This is a genomic window from Pseudomonas sp. HLS-6 (assembly GCF_002753995.1).
GTDB lineage: Bacteria > Pseudomonadota > Gammaproteobacteria > Pseudomonadales > Pseudomonadaceae > Aquipseudomonas > Aquipseudomonas defluvii.
Genome location: NZ_CP024478.1, coordinates 3,943,726 through 3,959,280, shown reverse-complemented (window position 1 = coordinate 3,959,280; position 15,555 = coordinate 3,943,726). Strand labels below are relative to the sequence as shown.

Genomic DNA, 15,555 nt, shown 5'->3' with positions numbered 1-15,555 from the left:
GAGACTAGCGATGACTGAATCCACCGAGCGTGACGAACGCCACTTGGCGCGCATGCTGCGTAAAAAAGCGGTGATCGACGAGCGTATTGCCAATTCCCCGAACGAGTGCGGCTTGCTGCTGGTATTGAGCGGCAATGGCAAGGGCAAGAGCAGTTCGGCGTTCGGCATGCTTGCCCGCGCCATGGGCCACGGCATGCAGTGCGGCGTGGTGCAGTTCATCAAGGGCCGCAATAGCACCGGAGAAGAACTGTTCTTCCGGCGTTTTCCCGAGCAGGTGCGTTATCACGTGATGGGCGAGGGGTTTACCTGGGAAACCCAGGACCGGCAGCGTGACATTGCCGCGGCTGAAGCCGCCTGGGTGGTGACGCGCGAGTTGCTACAGGATCCGACCATCAGCCTGGTGGTGCTCGATGAACTGAACATCGCACTCAAACATGGCTACCTCGACCTGGAACAGGTGCTCACCGACCTGCAGGCCCGGCCACCGATGCAGCATGTGATCGTTACCGGTCGCGGTGCCAAGCCGGAGCTGATCGAACTGGCCGATACCGTCACTGAGATGGGCATGATCAAGCATGCGTTTCAGGCCGGTATTCGTGCCCAGAAAGGCGTCGAACTATGAGTGAAACCCGGCATTGCCCGGCAGTATTGATTGCGGCGCCGGCGTCCGGTCAGGGCAAGACCACGGTCACTGCGGCGCTGGCGCGGCTGCACCGCAACCAGGGTCGCAAGGTGCGGGTGTTCAAATGTGGCCCGGACTTTCTCGATCCGATGATCCTTGAGCGTGCAAGCGGCGCCCCGGTCTACCAGCTGGACCTGTGGATGATTGGCGCCGAGCAGAGCCGACGCTTGCTGTGGGAAGCAGCGGCTGAAGCCGATGTGATTCTTATCGAGGGCGTCATGGGCCTGTTTGACGGTACGCCATCCAGTGCCGATCTGGCTCGGCACTTTGGTGTGCCGGTGCTGGCGGTGATCGACGGTACAGCCATGGCGCAAACCTTCGGTGCGCTGGCGTTGGGCCTGGCACGCTATCAGCCAGACCTGCCATTTGCTGGCGTACTGGCCAACCGCGTCGGTTCATTGCGCCACGCACAACTGCTGGAGGGTAGCCTCACCGAGGGGCTGCGCTGGTATGGCGGCCTGTCACGGGAAACCGCCATCGAGTTGCCAAGCCGTCACCTGGGGCTGGTTCAGGCCAGTGAACTGAACGACCTCGACCTTCGCCTTGATGCGGCCGCCGCGGCGCTGGGGGGAAGTTGCGAATCGGCGTTGCCACCAAGCGTGGCATTTTCAGCCCCCCAACCGCACACGGTTGAGCCTTTGTTGGCCGGTGTCCGCATCGCAGTGGCCCGTGATGAGGCGTTTGCCTTTACCTATGGCGCCAACCTCGATGTGCTCCGCGACATGGGCGCGCAACTGAGCTTTTTCTCGCCGCTGCATGACGAACAGTTACCGGAGGCCGACAGCCTCTATTTGCCGGGCGGCTACCCTGAACTGCACCATCAGGCCCTGGCGGCCAACAGACCCATGCTGACGGCCATTCGTACCCATCATCAATTGGGCAAGCCGCTGTTGGCCGAGTGCGGTGGCATGCTCTACCTGCTGGATGCCCTCACTGATGTGGCGGGTGAGCGTGCCGAGTTGCTCGGCCTGTTGCCCGGTGAGGCCGTGATGCAAAAGCGCTTGGCGGCGCTGGCGTTGCAAGCGGTGGCATTGCCGGAAGGCACCTTGCGCGGGCACACCTACCACCATTCGTTGACCCAGACCGAGTTGACCCCGATTGCTCGCGGGCAGAGCCCCAATGGTGGGCGTGGAGCCGAAGCGGTCTATCGCTGTGGGCGGCTGACCGCCTCCTATGTGCATTTCTATTTTCCTTCCAACCCCCACGCGTCGGCGGCGCTACTGGCACCATGAGCGAACACGATTTCAGCGCGGACGAACGGGCAGCGGTGTACCGCGTGATTGCCGAGCGCCGTGACATGCGTCACTTCATCGGCGGCAAGGTGGCACCTGAGCTTCTGGCGCGCCTGCTTCAGGCTGCGCACCAGGCCCCCAGCGTTGGCTTGATGCAACCCTGGCGCTTTATCCGTATTACTGACCGCAGCTTGCGTCAGCGTATCCAGGTGGTCGTGGAGCAGGAGCGGGTGCGCACGGCCGAAGCGCTTGGCGAGCGTGCCGACGACTTCATGAAACTCAAGGTCGAAGGCATCAGCGACTGTGCCGAGGTGTTGGTGGCGGCATTGATGGATAAGCGCGAGGGGCATATTTTCGGTCGCCGTACGCTGCCGGAAATGGACCTGGCGTCACTCTCCTGCGCTATCCAGAACCTCTGGTTGGCGGCGCGGGCCGAAGGGCTGGGGATGGGCTGGGTATCGTTGTTCGAGCCACAGGCACTGGCGGATTTGCTGGGCATGCCCGAAGGGGCCAAGCCGTTGGCCGTGCTCTGCCTGGGGCCGGTGGCGGCATTTTATCCTGCGCCAATGCTTGAACTGGAAGGCTGGACCAAGGCGCGTCCGCTCGATGACATGCTGTATGAAAACCATTGGGGAGAGCGTTGATGAGTGTGGCTTTGCTGAGCGTGGCCGGTGTGGCGCTGGATGCGCTGCTGGGTGAGCCAAAGCGCCGCCATCCGCTGGTCGCTTTCGGGCGCTTCGCCTCGCGCCTGGAACAGCGTTTCAATGCGGGTGGGCGTGGCTGGCGCAGCCATGGTGTCACGGCCTGGTTTCTTGCTGTGGTACCACTGACCCTGGCGGCTACGCTGTTGTCCTGGTTGCCCTACATCGGATGGGGGGTGGAGATCCTCGCCCTCTATTGTGCCTTGGGGCTGCGCAGTCTCGGCGAGCATGTCATGCCCGTGGCCGATGCCTTGCGCCAAGGCAACCTTGACGAGGCACGGCGTCGGGTCGGTTTTCTGGTCAGTCGCGAGACCCGTGAACTGGACGAGACGGCCGTCGCCCGGGCGGCTACCGAGTCGGTGTTGGAAAATGGCAGCGATGCCGTGTTTGCCGCCTTGTTCTGGTTTGTCGTCGCCGGTGCGCCGGGAGTGGTGCTCTATCGGCTGAGCAACACCCTGGATGCCATGTGGGGCTATCGCAACGAGCGTTTTGAGCGCTTCGGTTGGGCGGCGGCGCGCATTGACGATGTACTCAATTATATTCCTGCTCGGTTGGTGGCCCTGACCTATGCCGTGCTGGGCAAGACTCGCCTGGCCTTGCGCTGCTGGCGTCGCCAGGCGCCGCAATGGGACAGCCCGAACGCCGGGCCGGTGATGGCATCCGGGGCCGGCGCGCTGGGTGTCGAGTTGGGTGGCGCGGCGGTCTACCATGGCGAACTGCATGAGCGAGCTCAGTTGGGCGAGGGCCCTGCAGCCGATGCCGACGCTATCGAGCGTGGCTGGCAACTGGTGTGCCGTGGTGTCTGGTTGTGGTTGCTGGTGTTGTGCCTGGGAGCAGAATTCTATGCTTGAACACGGAGGGCGCCTGCAGCGGGCGATCCAGCAGTACGGTATTGCTCAGGAGTGCTGGCTTGACCTGTCCAGTGGCATCGCGCCCTGGCCATTCAGTGTCCCGCCGATTCCGTTGCGGGCCTGGGCACGGCTGCCGGAGACCGACGATGGCCTGGAGCAGGCTGCCGCCGAATACTATGGCGTCAAGCGCCTGCTGCCGGTCGCGGGTTCCCAGGCGGCTATTCAGGCGCTGCCGCGCCTGCGGCGTACTGGCAAGGTCGGCGTGCTGTCGCCGTGTTACGCCGAACATGCCGAGGGCTGGCGGCGTGCCGGGCACCGGGTGCGTGAGCTGGACGAGACGCAGATCGAACACTACCTCGACAGCCTTGATGTACTGGTGGTGGTCAACCCCAACAACCCGACCGGGCGCGTCGTGTCGCCAGAGCAGCTGCTGAACTGGCATGCGCGCCTGGCCCAGCATGGTGGCTGGTTGCTGGTTGACGAGGCGTTTATGGACAACACCCCCGCGCAGAGCATTGCGGCTTACGCGGATCGCCCCGGCCTGATTGTGTTGCGTTCGTTCGGCAAGTTCTTCGGGCTTGCCGGGGTGCGTTTGGGGTTTGTCGTGGCCGAGCGGCAAATGCTGCAACTGCTGGCTGAGCAGCTCGGGCCGTGGGCGGTCAGTGGGCCAACCCGTGTGCTGGGGCAGGCCTGCCTGCAGGACCGGGCTGCTCATCAAGTGCAGATCAAGCGTTGTGCCGATGCGAGCCGGCGCCTGGCCCTTTTGCTGGAGGCGGTCGGCTTGCCGCCCAGTGGTGGTTGTGACCTGTTCCAGTACCTGGTGACTGAGCGGGCGGCCCACATCCATGAGTTCATGGCACGACGCGGTATTTTGCTGCGCTTGTTCGAGCAACCGGCCAGCTTGCGGTTTGGTTTGCCCGATACGGAAGACGATTGGCAGCGCTTGAGCCTCGCGTTGAATGACTACTGCAAGGAGCAGCCATGACGACCCTGATGGTGCAAGGCACCACCTCGGATGCTGGCAAGAGCACCCTGGTGACCGCGTTATGCCGCTGGCTGGTACGCCAGGGGGTTGGCGTCGTACCGTTCAAGCCGCAGAACATGGCGCTCAACAGCGCGGTAACCGCCGACGGTGGCGAGATTGGTCGAGCCCAGGCTGTACAGGCCCAGGCTGCAGGCCTGGCGCCGCACACCGACATGAACCCGGTGCTGCTCAAACCGAACAGTGATACCGGTGCCCAGGTCATCGTCCATGGGCGTGCTGTCACCAACATGAACGCCGTGGCGTATCACGACTACAAGGCCATCGCCATGCAGGCGGTGTTGGCATCGCATCGGCGGCTCAGCGAGACGTATCCCGTGGTGATGGTCGAGGGGGCGGGCTCGCCGGCGGAAATCAACCTGCGTGCCGGCGATATTGCCAATATGGGCTTTGCCGAGGCGGTGGATTGCCCGGTGATCCTGATCGCCGACATCAACCGGGGTGGGGTATTTGCGCACCTGGTCGGCACCCTGGAACTGCTGTCGCCAACGGAGCAGGCGCGAGTCAAAGGCTTTGTGATCAACCGTTTTCGTGGTGACATCGCCCTGCTTCAGCCTGGCCTCGATTGGCTGGAAGCGCGCACCGGCAAGCCGGTGTTGGGTGTGTTGCCCTATGTGATGGACCTGCACCTGGAGGCCGAGGACGGTCTCGATCAGCGTCAGGGCGACAAGGTCGCGCAGGTACTCAAGGTGATTGTCCCGGTGTTGCCGCGTATCAGTAACCACACCGATTTCGACCCGTTGCGCCTGCACCCGCAGGTAGACCTGCAGTTCATCGGCCCCGGCCAGGCGATTCCGCCTGCCGACCTGATTATCCTGCCGGGCTCCAAGAGCGTGCGCGGCGACCTGGCGCAATTGCGTGAGCGTGGCTGGGAAGCGGCTATCGCGCGTCATTTGCGCTACGGCGGGAAAGTATTGGGCATCTGTGGCGGCTTGCAGATGCTCGGTCAGCGGGTGGACGACCCGCTGGGCCTGGAAGGTACCGCCGGTTCCAGCCTGGGCCTGGGCTTGCTGGACTTTGTCACCGAACTGGAAGCTGAGAAGCAGTTGCGCAATGTCGCCGGTCAGTTGTCCCTGGAAGCCGCGGCGATCAGCGGCTACGAAATCCATGCCGGGGTCAGCCGTGGCCCGGCACTGGAGCAGCCCGCCGTGTACTTGAGCGATGGTCGCCATGATGGTGCGATCAGTGCCGACGGGCAGATCCTCTGTACCTACCTGCACGGCTTGTTCGAGTCGCCCGCTTCCTGCAGCGCACTGTTGCGCTGGGCAGGCTTGGACGACGTTGAACAGGTCGACTATCACGCCCTGCGTGAACTGGACATCGAGCGCCTGGCCGACCTGGTCGACAGGCATCTGGATACCTCTCGGTTACGACAATTGTGTGGGCTTGACTGACATGCTCAACCTGATCCTCGGTGGTGCCCGCTCTGGCAAGAGCCGCCTGGCTGAACAACGGGCGCAGCACAGCTCCTTGCCGGTGACCTACATTGCCACCAGCGAGCCGCTGGATGGCGAAATGAATGCTCGGGTGCAACTGCACCGCGAGCGTCGGCCTGCTGAATGGGGGCTGATTGAAGAGCCTCTGGCGCTGGCCCGAACCTTGATCGACAACGCAGCGCCCGGGCGTTGCCTGTTGGTGGACTGCCTGACCCTCTGGCTGACCAACCTGCTCATGCTTGAAGACGCGCAGCGCTTGAACGATGAGCGCAACGCGTTGCTTGACTGTCTGCCCAACCTGCCGGGCGAGATCATTCTGGTGAGCAATGAGACTGGCCTGGGGATTGTGCCCATGGGCGAACTGACCCGCCGTTATGTCGATGAAGCCGGCTGGCTGCATCAAGCCATTGCCGAGCGCTGTCAGCGTGTGGTGCTGACTGTTGCCGGCTTGCCCCTTGTTTTGAAAGGACCTGCACTATGAGTCAGAACTGGTGGCAGAACCCCTGCCAGGCACCGGATGAAGCGATCCACCAGCAAGCACTGGAGCGACAGCAACAATTGACCAAACCGGCGGGCTCGCTGGGCCGTCTGGAGGGATTTGCGGTGCAGTTGGCCAGCCTGCAAGGGCGGCTCAAGCCTGACTTGGCACAGGTCTGGATCACGATCTTCGCGGGGGATCATGGCGTTGTCGCGGAAGGCATCTCTGCGTATCCGCAGGCCGTCACTGCCCAAATGTTGCAGAACTTCGTCAGCGGTGGTGCGGCGATCAGCGTTCTGGCGCGCCAGCTGGACGCGCGTCTGGAGGTGGTCGACCTCGGTACAGCCACCCTGCAAGACGACTTGCCGGGCGTGCGACATGTGCGTATTGGCGCGGGGACTGCCAACTTCGCCAAGGCGCCGGCGATGACGCTTGAGCAGGGCTTGCAGGCCTTGCAGGCTGGGCGTGAAAGCGTTTTGCGGGCTGCTGCGAACGGCGCGCAGTTGTTTATTGGCGGTGAAATGGGCATTGGCAACACCACCGCCGCGAGTGCCCTGGCATGTGCGTTGCTCGGGTGTGCGGCCAGCGACCTCAGCGGCCCAGGAACCGGTCTGGATGCGGCAGGTGTGCGGCACAAGGCCGAAGTGATTGAGCGGGCCCTGAAACAGCATGCCGTTTCCGGTAATGACCCTCTGCAGGTTCTGCTCTGCTTCGGCGGTTTTGAGATCGCCGCGTTGGTGGGTGCTTACCTGGCCTGCGCTCAGGAAGGTATCGCCGTGCTGGTCGATGGATTCATCTGCACAGTCGCCGCATTGCTGGCGGTTCGTCTGAACCCGCAGGCCCACTGCTGGCTGCTGTTCGGGCACCGTGGTGCCGAGCCAGGTCATCGCCTGGTATTGGCGCAGCTGGATGCCGAACCGGTGCTGGAACTCGGTTTGCGGTTGGGAGAGGGCAGTGGTGCTGCGTTGGCGGTGCCGCTGCTGCGTCTTGCCTGTGAGCTGCATGGGCAGATGGCGACCTTTGCCGAGGCCGCCGTTGCGGATCGTCCGGCATGATCATTGACCTGCTGCGTCATGGCGAAACCGAACAGGGGGGCGGCTTGCGTGGCAGCCTTGATGACGCCCTGACAGATCAGGGATGGGCGCAGATGCGCGCGGCGACCGCCAGCCGCGCACCGTGGCAACGGCTGATCAGTTCGCCACTGCAGCGTTGTGCACGCTTTGCCGAGGCCCTGTCCGGGCAACTGGGCGTGCCATGTGAGCTGGAGCCAGAGTTGCAGGAGCTGCACTTTGGTGAGTGGGAGGGGCGCAGCGCGGCTGCGTTGATGGAAACCCATGCGCAGGAACTGGGTCAGTTCTGGGCTGATCCCTATGCGTTTACCCCACCCGGTGGCGAGCCGGTTGCAGGGTTTGAGGCCCGAGTGCTGCGTGCCTTGGCGCGCTTGCAGCAGCGATATCTGGGCGAGCACCTGTTGCTGGTCACCCACGGTGGGGTGATGCGGCTGTTGCTGGCGCGTGCCAGAGGGTTACCACGTGAGCAGTTGTTGCAGGTCGAGGTCGGGCACGGGGCGCTGGTGCGACTGGTGCTGGATGCCGATGGACAATGGCAAGAGGCCCGCTGATGTTGCCCTTCTGGATTGCCTTGCAGTTCCTCAGCAGCCTGCCGGTGCGTCTGCCGGGCATGCCGGCTGCCGAGCAAATGGGGCGTTCATTGCTGTTCTACCCCGTGGTGGGGCTATTGTTCGGCGTGCTGCTGTGGGCCTTTGACAGCCTGCTGGCCGCAAGCCCGTTGCTGCTGCATGCTGCGCTGCTGCTGACGCTCTGGGTGTTGCTCAGTGGCGCGTTGCACCTGGACGGGTTGGCTGACAGTGCTGACGCCTGGCTGGGTGGCTTTGGTGATCGTGAACGAACCCTGACGATCATGAAAGACCCGCGCAGCGGGCCAATTGCCGTGGTTACCCTGGTTCTGGTGTTGTTGTTGAAGTTCACGGCGTTGCTGGCGCTGGTTCAGGCCGGGCAGAGCATGGCGTTGCTGCTGGCGCCTCTAATCGGGCGTGCGGCCATGCTTGGGTTGTTCCTCTGTACGCCTTATGTACGCGCTGGCGGGCTGGGCCAGGCCTTGGCCGAGCATCTGCCGCGGCGCAGCGGGTACATCGTCTTGGTGCTCAGTGGCGTGGCCTGTGTGCTGCTCGCTGGCTGGCAGGGTGTGCAGGCACTGTTGCTGGCCTGTGTTGTGTTCTTTTGGCTGCGCAGCCTGATGGTGCGCCGATTGGGCGGCACCACGGGTGACACGGCTGGCGCCTTGCTGGAGCTGCTTGAGTTGGCGGTACTGGTCGGCTTGGCGTTGTAGCGATTGCCGCCTGCCGTTGGCCTGTGATCGCGCGATGTTCTGCGTTAATGCTTGTGTTGAAGCCGATGCGGGTATATACACGTACCATGTTGACCAGCCAATGCCTCTGTACCCACTTGCGTCGCGCTGCCCGAGGGGTGAGCCGCCGTTATGACGAAGCCCTTGAAGGCTTCGGCATCAATGTTGCCCAATTTTCCTTGTTGCGGCACTTGCAGCGCCTCGACCGTCCGAGCATCTCCAGCCTGGCCGAAGCCATGGGCCTGGACCGCAGCACCTTGGGGCGCAACCTGCGGGTGCTGGAGGCCGATGGCCTGGTGGCGCTGGCTGAGGGTGATGACTTGCGTAATCGCCTGGTACTGCTCACCGAGCAGGGCAAGGCGCGGCTGTCGGCTGCTGAGCCTGCCTGGGAGCAGGCGCAGTTGAAGATGCTGGCGGCGTTGGGCGAAGCGCAGCGTGACGAACTGGTGCGCTTGCTGAAGCAATTGGCGTGAAACATGACCCTAAACGCGGGTATATACCCGCGTAACCTTGCGGCAGTCAGGAGACAATAATAATGACCACGGTATGGCGAACGAGCGGCTGGATACTCTTGGGCGCAGCCCTGATTTTGGCGTTATCGCTCGGTGTGCGACACGGTTTTGGCCTGTTTCTGGCGCCAATGAGCGCCGAGTTCGGCTGGGGGCGCGAGGTGTTTGCCTTTGCCATCGCCCTGCAGAACCTCATCTGGGGCCTGGCGCAGCCCTTTGCCGGCGCCCTGGCTGACCGCCTGGGCGCCGCTCGAGTAGTGATTATCGGCGGGGTTCTGTATGCCGTCGGCCTGCTCATGATGGGGATGGCCGATTCGCCCCTGTCGTTATCACTCAGCGCTGGTCTGTTGATTGGCATTGGCCTGTCAGGCACCTCGTTCTCAGTGATCCTTGGGGTCGTGGGCCGTGCGGTACCCGCAGAGAAGCGCAGTGTGGCCATGGGTATTGCCAGTGCTGCTGGCTCGTTTGGCCAGTTTGCGATGCTGCCAGGAACGCTGAGCCTGATTGGCTGGCTCGGTTGGTCAGCGGCATTGCTGGTACTGGGGCTGCTGGTCGCATTGATCGTGCCGCTGGTGGGCATGCTGCGCGACCGTCCATTGCCGAGCCACGCAGATGAGCAGACCTTGAGCGAAGCCTTGCGCGAGGCCTGTTCGCACTCAGGGTTCTGGCTGTTGGCGCTGGGCTTTTTTGTCTGCGGTTTTCAGGTGGTGTTTATCGGGGTGCACTTGCCGGCGTACCTGGTTGACCAGCACCTGCCTGCCACCATCGGCACTACGGTGCTGGCGCTGGTTGGCCTGTTCAATATTTTCGGTACCTACACGGCCGGCTGGCTTGGTGGCCGGATGTCCAAGCCGCGCCTGCTGACGGCACTCTACCTGTTGCGTGCCGTCGTGATTGTGCTGTTCATCTGGGTGCCCGTATCGGCCGTCAGTGCCTATTTGTTTGGTATCGCCATGGGCTTGCTCTGGCTGTCCACGGTGCCCTTGACCAATGGCACCGTCGCCACCTTGTTCGGTGTGCGTAACCTGTCGATGCTGGGTGGGATTGTCTTCCTGTTCCACCAGTTGGGTGCGTTTCTGGGGGGCTGGCTGGGCGGTGTGGTGTATGACCGTACGGGTAACTATGACCTGGTCTGGCAGATCTCGATCCTGCTCAGCCTATTGGCTGCGGCGCTCAACTGGCCTGTGCGCGAACGTCCGGTTGCGCGGCTGCAAGCGCAAGTGGGGGCGGCGTGAGCCCCCAGGCGTTGCGCTGGCTTGCGCTGGCAGGCGGCCTGTTGGTGCTTGGGCTTGCCTGGTGGGGCTGGCATCAGGGCGGGTTGGCGTTGATGCAATTGGGCATGGGCGCTTGCTAGGCGTATTCTGAACCCTCGGACTGCATTCACAGGAGAGGCATGATGCGTACACGCTGGTTGTGGATTCCGTTGTTAACGCTTGTTTCCGGGGCATCGGCTGTTGCCGGCCAATGCCCTGAACTGTTGCGAGGTGAGCTGCCCAAGTTGCGCGCCAAGGAGCAGATCAACCTGTGTGAACAGTTTGCCGGCAAGCCGCTGGTGGTGGTCAATACCGCCAGCTACTGCGGCTTTGCGCCACAGTTTGAAGGCCTTGAGGCGATTTACCAGGCCTATCACGAGCAAGGCCTGGAAATGCTCGGGGTGCCGTCCAATGACTTCAAGCAGGAAGCTGCCAGCAGTGTCGAGACGGCCAAGGTCTGTTATGCCAACTACGGCGTCACCTTCACCATGACCGAACCGCAGGCCGTACGTGGCGACGATGCTACGCACCTGTTCCAGGAGCTGGCACGCCAGAGCAGTGCGCCGAAGTGGAACTTCTATAAATATGTTGTGGACCGTCAGGGTAAGGTCGTCGCCAGTTTCTCCAGCCTGACCAAGCCGGATGACCCGCAATTCAAGGCGGCCATCGACAAGGCCATCGCTTCACAGCCCTGAGGGTCTCAGTGCGGAGCATGAACCGTCAGGGCTACCAACTTGATCACGATCGGGCGTACCACCAGTACGCAGGCGAATGCGACCGGCATTGCCAGTTGGTAGGCCTTGAGCACATGGCCGAGGTAGTCGTCATGAATACCGCTGTTGGCGGCGGTAATGACGAAGCACATCAGCAGGGCCATGATGCCTGACATGTAGAACGCAAATACATAAGGGGTGGCGCGCACGCCGAGCTTCAGGCGGCGGGTGGTGTTGACTGGGTTCATGGTGGCTCCTTGTGGGGGATGGATGGCAGCCTAACAAGCCTGAACAGCGTGAGGTAGACGCCTTCTGCTTAGGTCTTTATAAAGAAAAAATTACGAATAGCGGACGCAAGCATGAACCTGTTGGGCTCCATCAAGAGCTTTATCAAAGTGGTCGAGGCCGGCAGCATCGCAGCAGGGGCTCGTGCCTTGGGGCTCAGTGCTGCAGCGGTCAGCCAGAACATTGCGCGGCTGGAGAAGCACTTGCAGGTGCGCCTGTTGTCGCGCACCACACGCAGTATGGCGTTGACCGCAGCCGGAAGTGTTTATTACGAGAAGGTCAAACACATCGAGCGTGACCTTGAGCATGCTCAGGTGGCGATTACTGCGCCGGATGCCGAGCCGCACGGGCGTTTGTGTATCGCCTCATCCTCAGCCTTTGCCCGCCATGTGCTAGCCCGCCTGATTCCCGCGTTCAGTGCCCGTTATCCCAGGCTTTCGATAGAGATTGTCACCAGCGACAGGCGCGTCAACCATGCCCAGGAAGGGGTGGATGTCAGTGTTCGCATCACCCCACAACTGGAAGACGGCCTGCTCGCGCGGCATATCGCTCGGGTGCCCTTCATCTGTTGTGCGTCACCGGCGTACCTGGCGGAGGTCGGGTGGCCAAGTGCACCGGAAGAGCTCAAGCAGCACCGTTGCCTGGTATTCCGCTATCCGGTCGAGGGGCGCTTCCTGCCTTGGGGTTTTGTGCGTGAGGGGCTGCGCTTTGATGCCGAGTTCGGCAACGTGTTGATCAGTGACGATATTGATGTGCTGGCGCAGATGGCGGCGCAAGGAGGCGGCATCACACGTTTAGCCGAGTTTGTGGCGCGTCCCTACCTGGCGCGTGGCGAGTTGGTGCCGTTGTTCAAATATTCTCAAGCGAGCCGGGCCTACGCGCAGACCGAGCCGATGGACGTCTACCTGTGCGTAGCCGACCGCTTTGCCTTGACGCCCAAGGTCCGTGCCTTCATGGACTATGTGCAGCAGGCCCTGGAAGACTACCGGGTGCCGGCAGGGCAGGCCTAGAAACACAAACGCCCCGAACTCGTCGGGGCGTTTGTTTTGCACGGGCGGCAGAAGCCCGCCGCGCGCATGACATCAGAAGCGGTAGGTGAGCGATGCACCCACACCGTGTGCGCTGTTCTCGTACTTGGCGTTGTAGGTGCCTTTGGTTGGGTTGTTCAAGTTGATATTGACGTCTTCTTCCCACAGGTAGGAATAAGCCACGTCGATGGTCATGTCGTCGTTCGGGCTCCAGCCAGCGCCCAGGCTGAACACTTTGCGGTCGCCGGTCGGGATGCGCGGCGAGCGGTCGGTGTTGTTGGTTGGCGACTGGTCGACGGTAAAGCCGGTTCGCAGTGTCCACTCCTTGTTCAGCTTGTACGCAGCACCAATGGCGTATGCCCAGGTGTCGTGCCAGTTCTGCTCTTCGGTGATGGTTCCGAAGCGAGCGGTCAGCGGCGCAGGAACATCGCTGTTAATGATGATGGATTCAAGGCGGCTCCAGCGAGTCCAGGTGCTACCGGCGTAGAGGGTCCACTGATCGTTCAGCTCATGGGTGAGCGAGAAGTCGAGTGATTCTGGTGTCTTGATCTTCAGTTCGGCGTCGTATTTGTTGCCGCTGAAAGGGCCAATCAAGGCATTGTTGATCTTGGTGTCGCCTTCAAGCTTGTAATCGACCATCGAGTGGTAGGTCAGGCCGAGGCGCGTGTTGTCGGTAGCCTGAACCAGGACACCGATGTTGTAGCCGACGGCGGTGTCGTCGCCCTTGACCTTGACTTCACCATCGTTGCTGCCCGGCGTGAACGGGTTGACCGTGTTGGAGCTCAGCTCGCCTTTGATCTTGTTGATCGTCGGGCCGAAACCGATAGAAACCTTGTCGTTGAACGCATAGCTGACGGTTGGCTGGAAGGTGATGACTTCCACGTAGCTTTTCTTGCCGTAGTAGCGGCTGGCAGCGGTGCTTTCGTAGTCAGTCACCAGGCCGAACGGTACGTAGACGCCGAAGCCGACACTCCAGTGCTCGTCGATTGGCTTGACGTAGTACCCCATGGGTACGCCAACCACCGGCACCATATCGCCGTCGCTGGTGCCGCCCAGGTTGCTACGGCCGTCGATATCGGACTTGGCGATGACAGCGGCGCCGCCAACGGTCACTTGTTCGCGCTTGAGGCGCGACATGCCGGCAGGGTTACCGAATACGGTGCTGGCATCATCGGCAGAAGAAGAGCGACCCGCAAAGCCGGTTCCCATGCTGCTGATGCTTTGTTCGTTAAGAGCAAAGCCGCTGGCGAACAGTTGAGTGGACGCGAGCGTGACAGCGAGACCTAGCGACGTTTTGAGTATTGCTTTTTTCATTATTAGAACTCCTTGGGATCACCGGCTCGCAAACTACCAACATTTTGTCCGTCGCGCTATAGGGCATATCCCGGGAGATAGCGCGCTTTTGTAGGACAATCTGACCAAAATTCCTTTTTTTTGCGTTTCGATGGCAAGGGGTTCTCAGCAGGCTTGAAGGTGTACCGGGTCGATGCACAGGTGCCATGCCTGGGTGAAGTCGCGCAGGCGGCCCTGGGGCTGGAAGATCTGGCGCCAGATACGTGCCAGGCCCAGTAGGTCATCGGCGTCTGGCAATTGTGGGCGTTGTTCTTCGATCAACATCCAGGCGATAGCGGTGGCATAGCGTAAGTTGACTGTCAGTTCCAGGTGAGGTCCGGCGAGGAATGCATGCTGGCTGGCAAGGCCGCGGATCAGGCTGGCCAGTTCGGGGTCGCGGGCGAGGAAGCGGTCCCAGAGCGATTGGTGGCGCGGCTCGGAAATTCGATACAGGCCGTGGCCGCGACGATCGTGAAGGGCGTCGCCAAGCCTGGATTGGCTGGCCGCTATGCCCAGTAACAGTGCCTCTGCGCTGGCGCAATGGCGATTCAGATAGAGCAGCGTGGGGCGGATCACGTGCTGGCTTAACTCGCTCGCGGCGATACCCATAATGCCCTCGCACTTGAAAGTGGCCGGCGGAGCGCTGGTGCTTGGCAGCTGGTGAATCGGTCAGGCCCGCCGGAAGCGGTCTGTACCGCTTGAGTTGAAGTGTAGTGTCATATTCGTGGTGTAAAGGGCTGTTTTTAAATCGTTTCTGGTGCCTGGTTATAGCGCATATGCACTTGGGTGCTTAGCGGGTGATCGTTGGTGTATGCGCAGCGAGCAAAAAAAAGCCCCGCTGCAAGGGCGGGGCTTGGGGGTATTGCGTAACGTCGGGTTACGCAACCAGCGACTGGCGTGCGCGGTCGATGACCGCTTGCAGCGGTTTGGCGCCGGTGTACTGGTCTGGGTACAGTCGCTCGGTGTGTTGAGCGATACCGTGTTCATTGACCAGGGTGAAGCTGAAGCTGCCCTTGCGTGAAGCAAGGATCAAGCAGTTCAGGGGGGCAAATGCCTGGCTTAGGGTGCGAATCGCAGCCTGAGTATGGGTGCTATGTTTCATCATTATTGGAAGTTCCTGCAAAAGACACGGCAACGGAGCCGTGTACGCTTTAAACGTTCCAGTAACGCCTGGCTTTAGGCCGGTGCGAAGAACCTGACTGGAACAGGGCAGCCAGTTTGGAGCGCATTATCATGTGGCGCTTGGGCTGACTGGTAGGTACTCAGAGGGCAGGCAACACGCCAGAGTCAAGGTTCTTGGACGCTGGGTGAGAGAAATACTGCTCAATCTGCAGGTTGGTTCATGCGAACAAAGAGACTTGTGTGCAAACCATCAGGTGGCCGGTCCTGGTTTCAGCAGCGCGCGCTATCGTTTGAGATGAGCATCGCCTGCAAGGACCGCTTTGGCCAGAATTGAATTTCAGCTTGGTACTAACGGTGGCAAGACTACCGTGCCGGCTTCGGTTTGGCAAGCGCTATTGGTTTGTTTCTGGCGAGCCGGCCAGTATCTCTGCTTTTGGGCCTCCTGTGAAGCCTCTGTGCCAGGCGTTGTGCCAAATCCGTGCAGGGGGTCGCCTTTCTTTAGGGCGGTTGTACACACATGGAGC

19 protein-coding genes are annotated in these 15,555 nt (G+C 61.7%); 15 read left to right on the top strand and 4 right to left on the bottom strand.

Annotated elements, in window-relative coordinates:
- The first annotated feature begins 10 nt into the window (after positions 1-10).
- From cobO to CS390_RS18465, 14 genes are all read left to right on the top strand, one after another.
- Complete coding sequence (gene cobO, locus CS390_RS18525; protein ID WP_099775559.1) at positions 11-622, top strand: cob(I)yrinic acid a,c-diamide adenosyltransferase; 612 nt, start codon at positions 11-13, stop codon at positions 620-622.
- Positions 619-1,914 carry a cobyrinate a,c-diamide synthase gene (locus CS390_RS18520; RefSeq protein ID WP_099775558.1) on the top strand — a complete coding sequence of 432 codons (1,296 nt, stop codon included), beginning with the start codon at positions 619-621 and terminating at the stop codon, positions 1,912-1,914. Before cobO ends, CS390_RS18520 begins: the two co-directional genes overlap by 4 nt.
- A complete protein-coding gene (gene bluB / locus CS390_RS18515) occupies positions 1,911-2,558 on the top strand; it encodes a 5,6-dimethylbenzimidazole synthase (protein ID WP_065760519.1) in 648 nt (215 codons plus the stop codon). Before CS390_RS18520 ends, bluB begins: the two co-directional genes overlap by 4 nt.
- The gene (gene cbiB / locus CS390_RS18510; protein ID WP_065760520.1) at positions 2,558-3,466 is read left to right on the top strand and encodes an adenosylcobinamide-phosphate synthase CbiB; all 909 of its coding nucleotides are present in this window, start codon (positions 2,558-2,560) and stop codon (positions 3,464-3,466) included. Before bluB ends, cbiB begins: the two co-directional genes overlap by 1 nt.
- Positions 3,459-4,451: a threonine-phosphate decarboxylase CobD gene (gene cobD, locus CS390_RS18505; protein ID WP_099775557.1), complete on the top strand. Its 993-nt coding sequence runs from the start codon at positions 3,459-3,461 to the stop codon at positions 4,449-4,451. The genes cbiB and cobD overlap by 8 nt, the downstream gene beginning before the upstream one ends.
- A complete protein-coding gene (locus CS390_RS18500; RefSeq protein ID WP_099775556.1) occupies positions 4,448-5,902 on the top strand; it encodes a cobyric acid synthase in 1,455 nt (484 codons plus the stop codon). The genes cobD and CS390_RS18500 overlap by 4 nt, the downstream gene beginning before the upstream one ends.
- Position 5,903: 1 nt before the next feature.
- Complete coding sequence (cobU, locus tag CS390_RS18495) at positions 5,904-6,425, top strand: bifunctional adenosylcobinamide kinase/adenosylcobinamide-phosphate guanylyltransferase (RefSeq protein ID WP_099775555.1); 522 nt, start codon at positions 5,904-5,906, stop codon at positions 6,423-6,425.
- Complete coding sequence (cobT, locus tag CS390_RS18490) at positions 6,422-7,477, top strand: nicotinate-nucleotide--dimethylbenzimidazole phosphoribosyltransferase (RefSeq protein WP_099775554.1); 1,056 nt, start codon at positions 6,422-6,424, stop codon at positions 7,475-7,477. Before cobU ends, cobT begins: the two co-directional genes overlap by 4 nt.
- Positions 7,474-8,043 (top strand): alpha-ribazole phosphatase, encoded by a 570-nt coding sequence (gene cobC, locus CS390_RS18485; protein WP_099775553.1) that lies wholly within the window; start codon positions 7,474-7,476, stop codon positions 8,041-8,043. The genes cobT and cobC overlap by 4 nt, the downstream gene beginning before the upstream one ends.
- Complete coding sequence (locus tag CS390_RS18480; RefSeq protein ID WP_099775552.1) at positions 8,043-8,771, top strand: adenosylcobinamide-GDP ribazoletransferase; 729 nt, start codon at positions 8,043-8,045, stop codon at positions 8,769-8,771. Before cobC ends, CS390_RS18480 begins: the two co-directional genes overlap by 1 nt.
- A gap of 86 nt (positions 8,772-8,857) precedes the next feature.
- Complete coding sequence (locus tag CS390_RS18475) at positions 8,858-9,262, top strand: MarR family winged helix-turn-helix transcriptional regulator (RefSeq protein ID WP_065760537.1); 405 nt, start codon at positions 8,858-8,860, stop codon at positions 9,260-9,262.
- A gap of 62 nt (positions 9,263-9,324) precedes the next feature.
- Positions 9,325-10,533 carry an MFS transporter gene (locus tag CS390_RS18470; protein ID WP_099775551.1) on the top strand — a complete coding sequence of 403 codons (1,209 nt, stop codon included), beginning with the start codon at positions 9,325-9,327 and terminating at the stop codon, positions 10,531-10,533.
- Positions 10,530-10,652, top strand: coding sequence for a hypothetical protein (locus tag CS390_RS25420; protein WP_256587517.1), 123 nt, complete (start codon positions 10,530-10,532; stop codon positions 10,650-10,652). Before CS390_RS18470 ends, CS390_RS25420 begins: the two co-directional genes overlap by 4 nt.
- A gap of 42 nt (positions 10,653-10,694) precedes the next feature.
- Positions 10,695-11,246 carry a glutathione peroxidase gene (locus CS390_RS18465; RefSeq protein ID WP_177442446.1) on the top strand — a complete coding sequence of 184 codons (552 nt, stop codon included), beginning with the start codon at positions 10,695-10,697 and terminating at the stop codon, positions 11,244-11,246.
- Between the two features lie 5 nt (positions 11,247-11,251).
- On the opposite strand, the gene CS390_RS18460 is transcribed toward CS390_RS18465, so the two are convergent.
- Positions 11,252-11,512, bottom strand: coding sequence for a DUF2798 domain-containing protein (locus CS390_RS18460; RefSeq protein ID WP_099775549.1), 261 nt, complete (start codon positions 11,510-11,512; stop codon positions 11,252-11,254).
- Between the two features lie 111 nt (positions 11,513-11,623).
- Here CS390_RS18460 and CS390_RS18455 point away from each other — a divergent pair, with 111 nt between their 5' ends.
- Positions 11,624-12,559 (top strand): LysR family transcriptional regulator, encoded by a 936-nt coding sequence (locus CS390_RS18455; RefSeq protein WP_099775548.1) that lies wholly within the window; start codon positions 11,624-11,626, stop codon positions 12,557-12,559.
- Between the two features lie 72 nt (positions 12,560-12,631).
- Here the strand turns inward: CS390_RS18455 and CS390_RS18450 are convergent, their stop codons facing one another.
- The 3 genes from CS390_RS18450 to CS390_RS18440 form a co-directional block, all read right to left on the bottom strand.
- Positions 12,632-13,891 (bottom strand): OmpP1/FadL family transporter, encoded by a 1,260-nt coding sequence (locus CS390_RS18450; RefSeq protein ID WP_065760529.1) that lies wholly within the window; start codon positions 13,889-13,891, stop codon positions 12,632-12,634.
- Between the two features lie 144 nt (positions 13,892-14,035).
- On the bottom strand, positions 14,036-14,518 hold the full coding sequence (locus CS390_RS18445; RefSeq protein ID WP_065760530.1) for a hypothetical protein: 483 nt from the start codon (positions 14,516-14,518) through the stop codon (positions 14,036-14,038).
- Between the two features lie 268 nt (positions 14,519-14,786).
- Positions 14,787-15,011 (bottom strand): hypothetical protein, encoded by a 225-nt coding sequence (locus CS390_RS18440; RefSeq protein ID WP_099776760.1) that lies wholly within the window; start codon positions 15,009-15,011, stop codon positions 14,787-14,789.
- Between the last annotated feature and the right edge of the window lie 544 nt (positions 15,012-15,555).

Bases quoted from the DNA above. Each gene is read 5' to 3' on its own strand.
- cobO (WP_099775559.1), top strand. From the start codon at position 11: ATGACTGAATCCACCGAGCGTGACGAACGCCACTTGGCGCGCATGCTG.
- CS390_RS18520 (WP_099775558.1), top strand. From the start codon at position 619: ATGAGTGAAACCCGGCATTGCCCGGCAGTATTGATTGCGGCGCCGGCG.
- bluB (WP_065760519.1), top strand. From the start codon at position 1,911: ATGAGCGAACACGATTTCAGCGCGGACGAACGGGCAGCGGTGTACCGC.
- cbiB (WP_065760520.1), top strand. From the start codon at position 2,558: ATGAGTGTGGCTTTGCTGAGCGTGGCCGGTGTGGCGCTGGATGCGCTG.
- cobD (WP_099775557.1), top strand. From the start codon at position 3,459: ATGCTTGAACACGGAGGGCGCCTGCAGCGGGCGATCCAGCAGTACGGT.
- CS390_RS18500 (WP_099775556.1), top strand. From the start codon at position 4,448: ATGACGACCCTGATGGTGCAAGGCACCACCTCGGATGCTGGCAAGAGC.
- cobU (WP_099775555.1), top strand. From the start codon at position 5,904: ATGCTCAACCTGATCCTCGGTGGTGCCCGCTCTGGCAAGAGCCGCCTG.
- cobT (WP_099775554.1), top strand. From the start codon at position 6,422: ATGAGTCAGAACTGGTGGCAGAACCCCTGCCAGGCACCGGATGAAGCG.
- cobC (WP_099775553.1), top strand. From the start codon at position 7,474: ATGATCATTGACCTGCTGCGTCATGGCGAAACCGAACAGGGGGGCGGC.
- CS390_RS18480 (WP_099775552.1), top strand. From the start codon at position 8,043: ATGTTGCCCTTCTGGATTGCCTTGCAGTTCCTCAGCAGCCTGCCGGTG.
- CS390_RS18475 (WP_065760537.1), top strand. From the start codon at position 8,858: ATGTTGACCAGCCAATGCCTCTGTACCCACTTGCGTCGCGCTGCCCGA.
- CS390_RS18470 (WP_099775551.1), top strand. From the start codon at position 9,325: ATGACCACGGTATGGCGAACGAGCGGCTGGATACTCTTGGGCGCAGCC.
- CS390_RS18465 (WP_177442446.1), top strand. From the start codon at position 10,695: ATGCGTACACGCTGGTTGTGGATTCCGTTGTTAACGCTTGTTTCCGGG.
- CS390_RS18460 (WP_099775549.1), bottom strand. From the start codon at position 11,512: ATGAACCCAGTCAACACCACCCGCCGCCTGAAGCTCGGCGTGCGCGCC.
- CS390_RS18455 (WP_099775548.1), top strand. From the start codon at position 11,624: ATGAACCTGTTGGGCTCCATCAAGAGCTTTATCAAAGTGGTCGAGGCC.
- CS390_RS18450 (WP_065760529.1), bottom strand. From the start codon at position 13,891: ATGAAAAAAGCAATACTCAAAACGTCGCTAGGTCTCGCTGTCACGCTC.
- CS390_RS18445 (WP_065760530.1), bottom strand. From the start codon at position 14,518: ATGGGTATCGCCGCGAGCGAGTTAAGCCAGCACGTGATCCGCCCCACG.
- CS390_RS18440 (WP_099776760.1), bottom strand. From the start codon at position 15,011: ATGAAACATAGCACCCATACTCAGGCTGCGATTCGCACCCTAAGCCAG.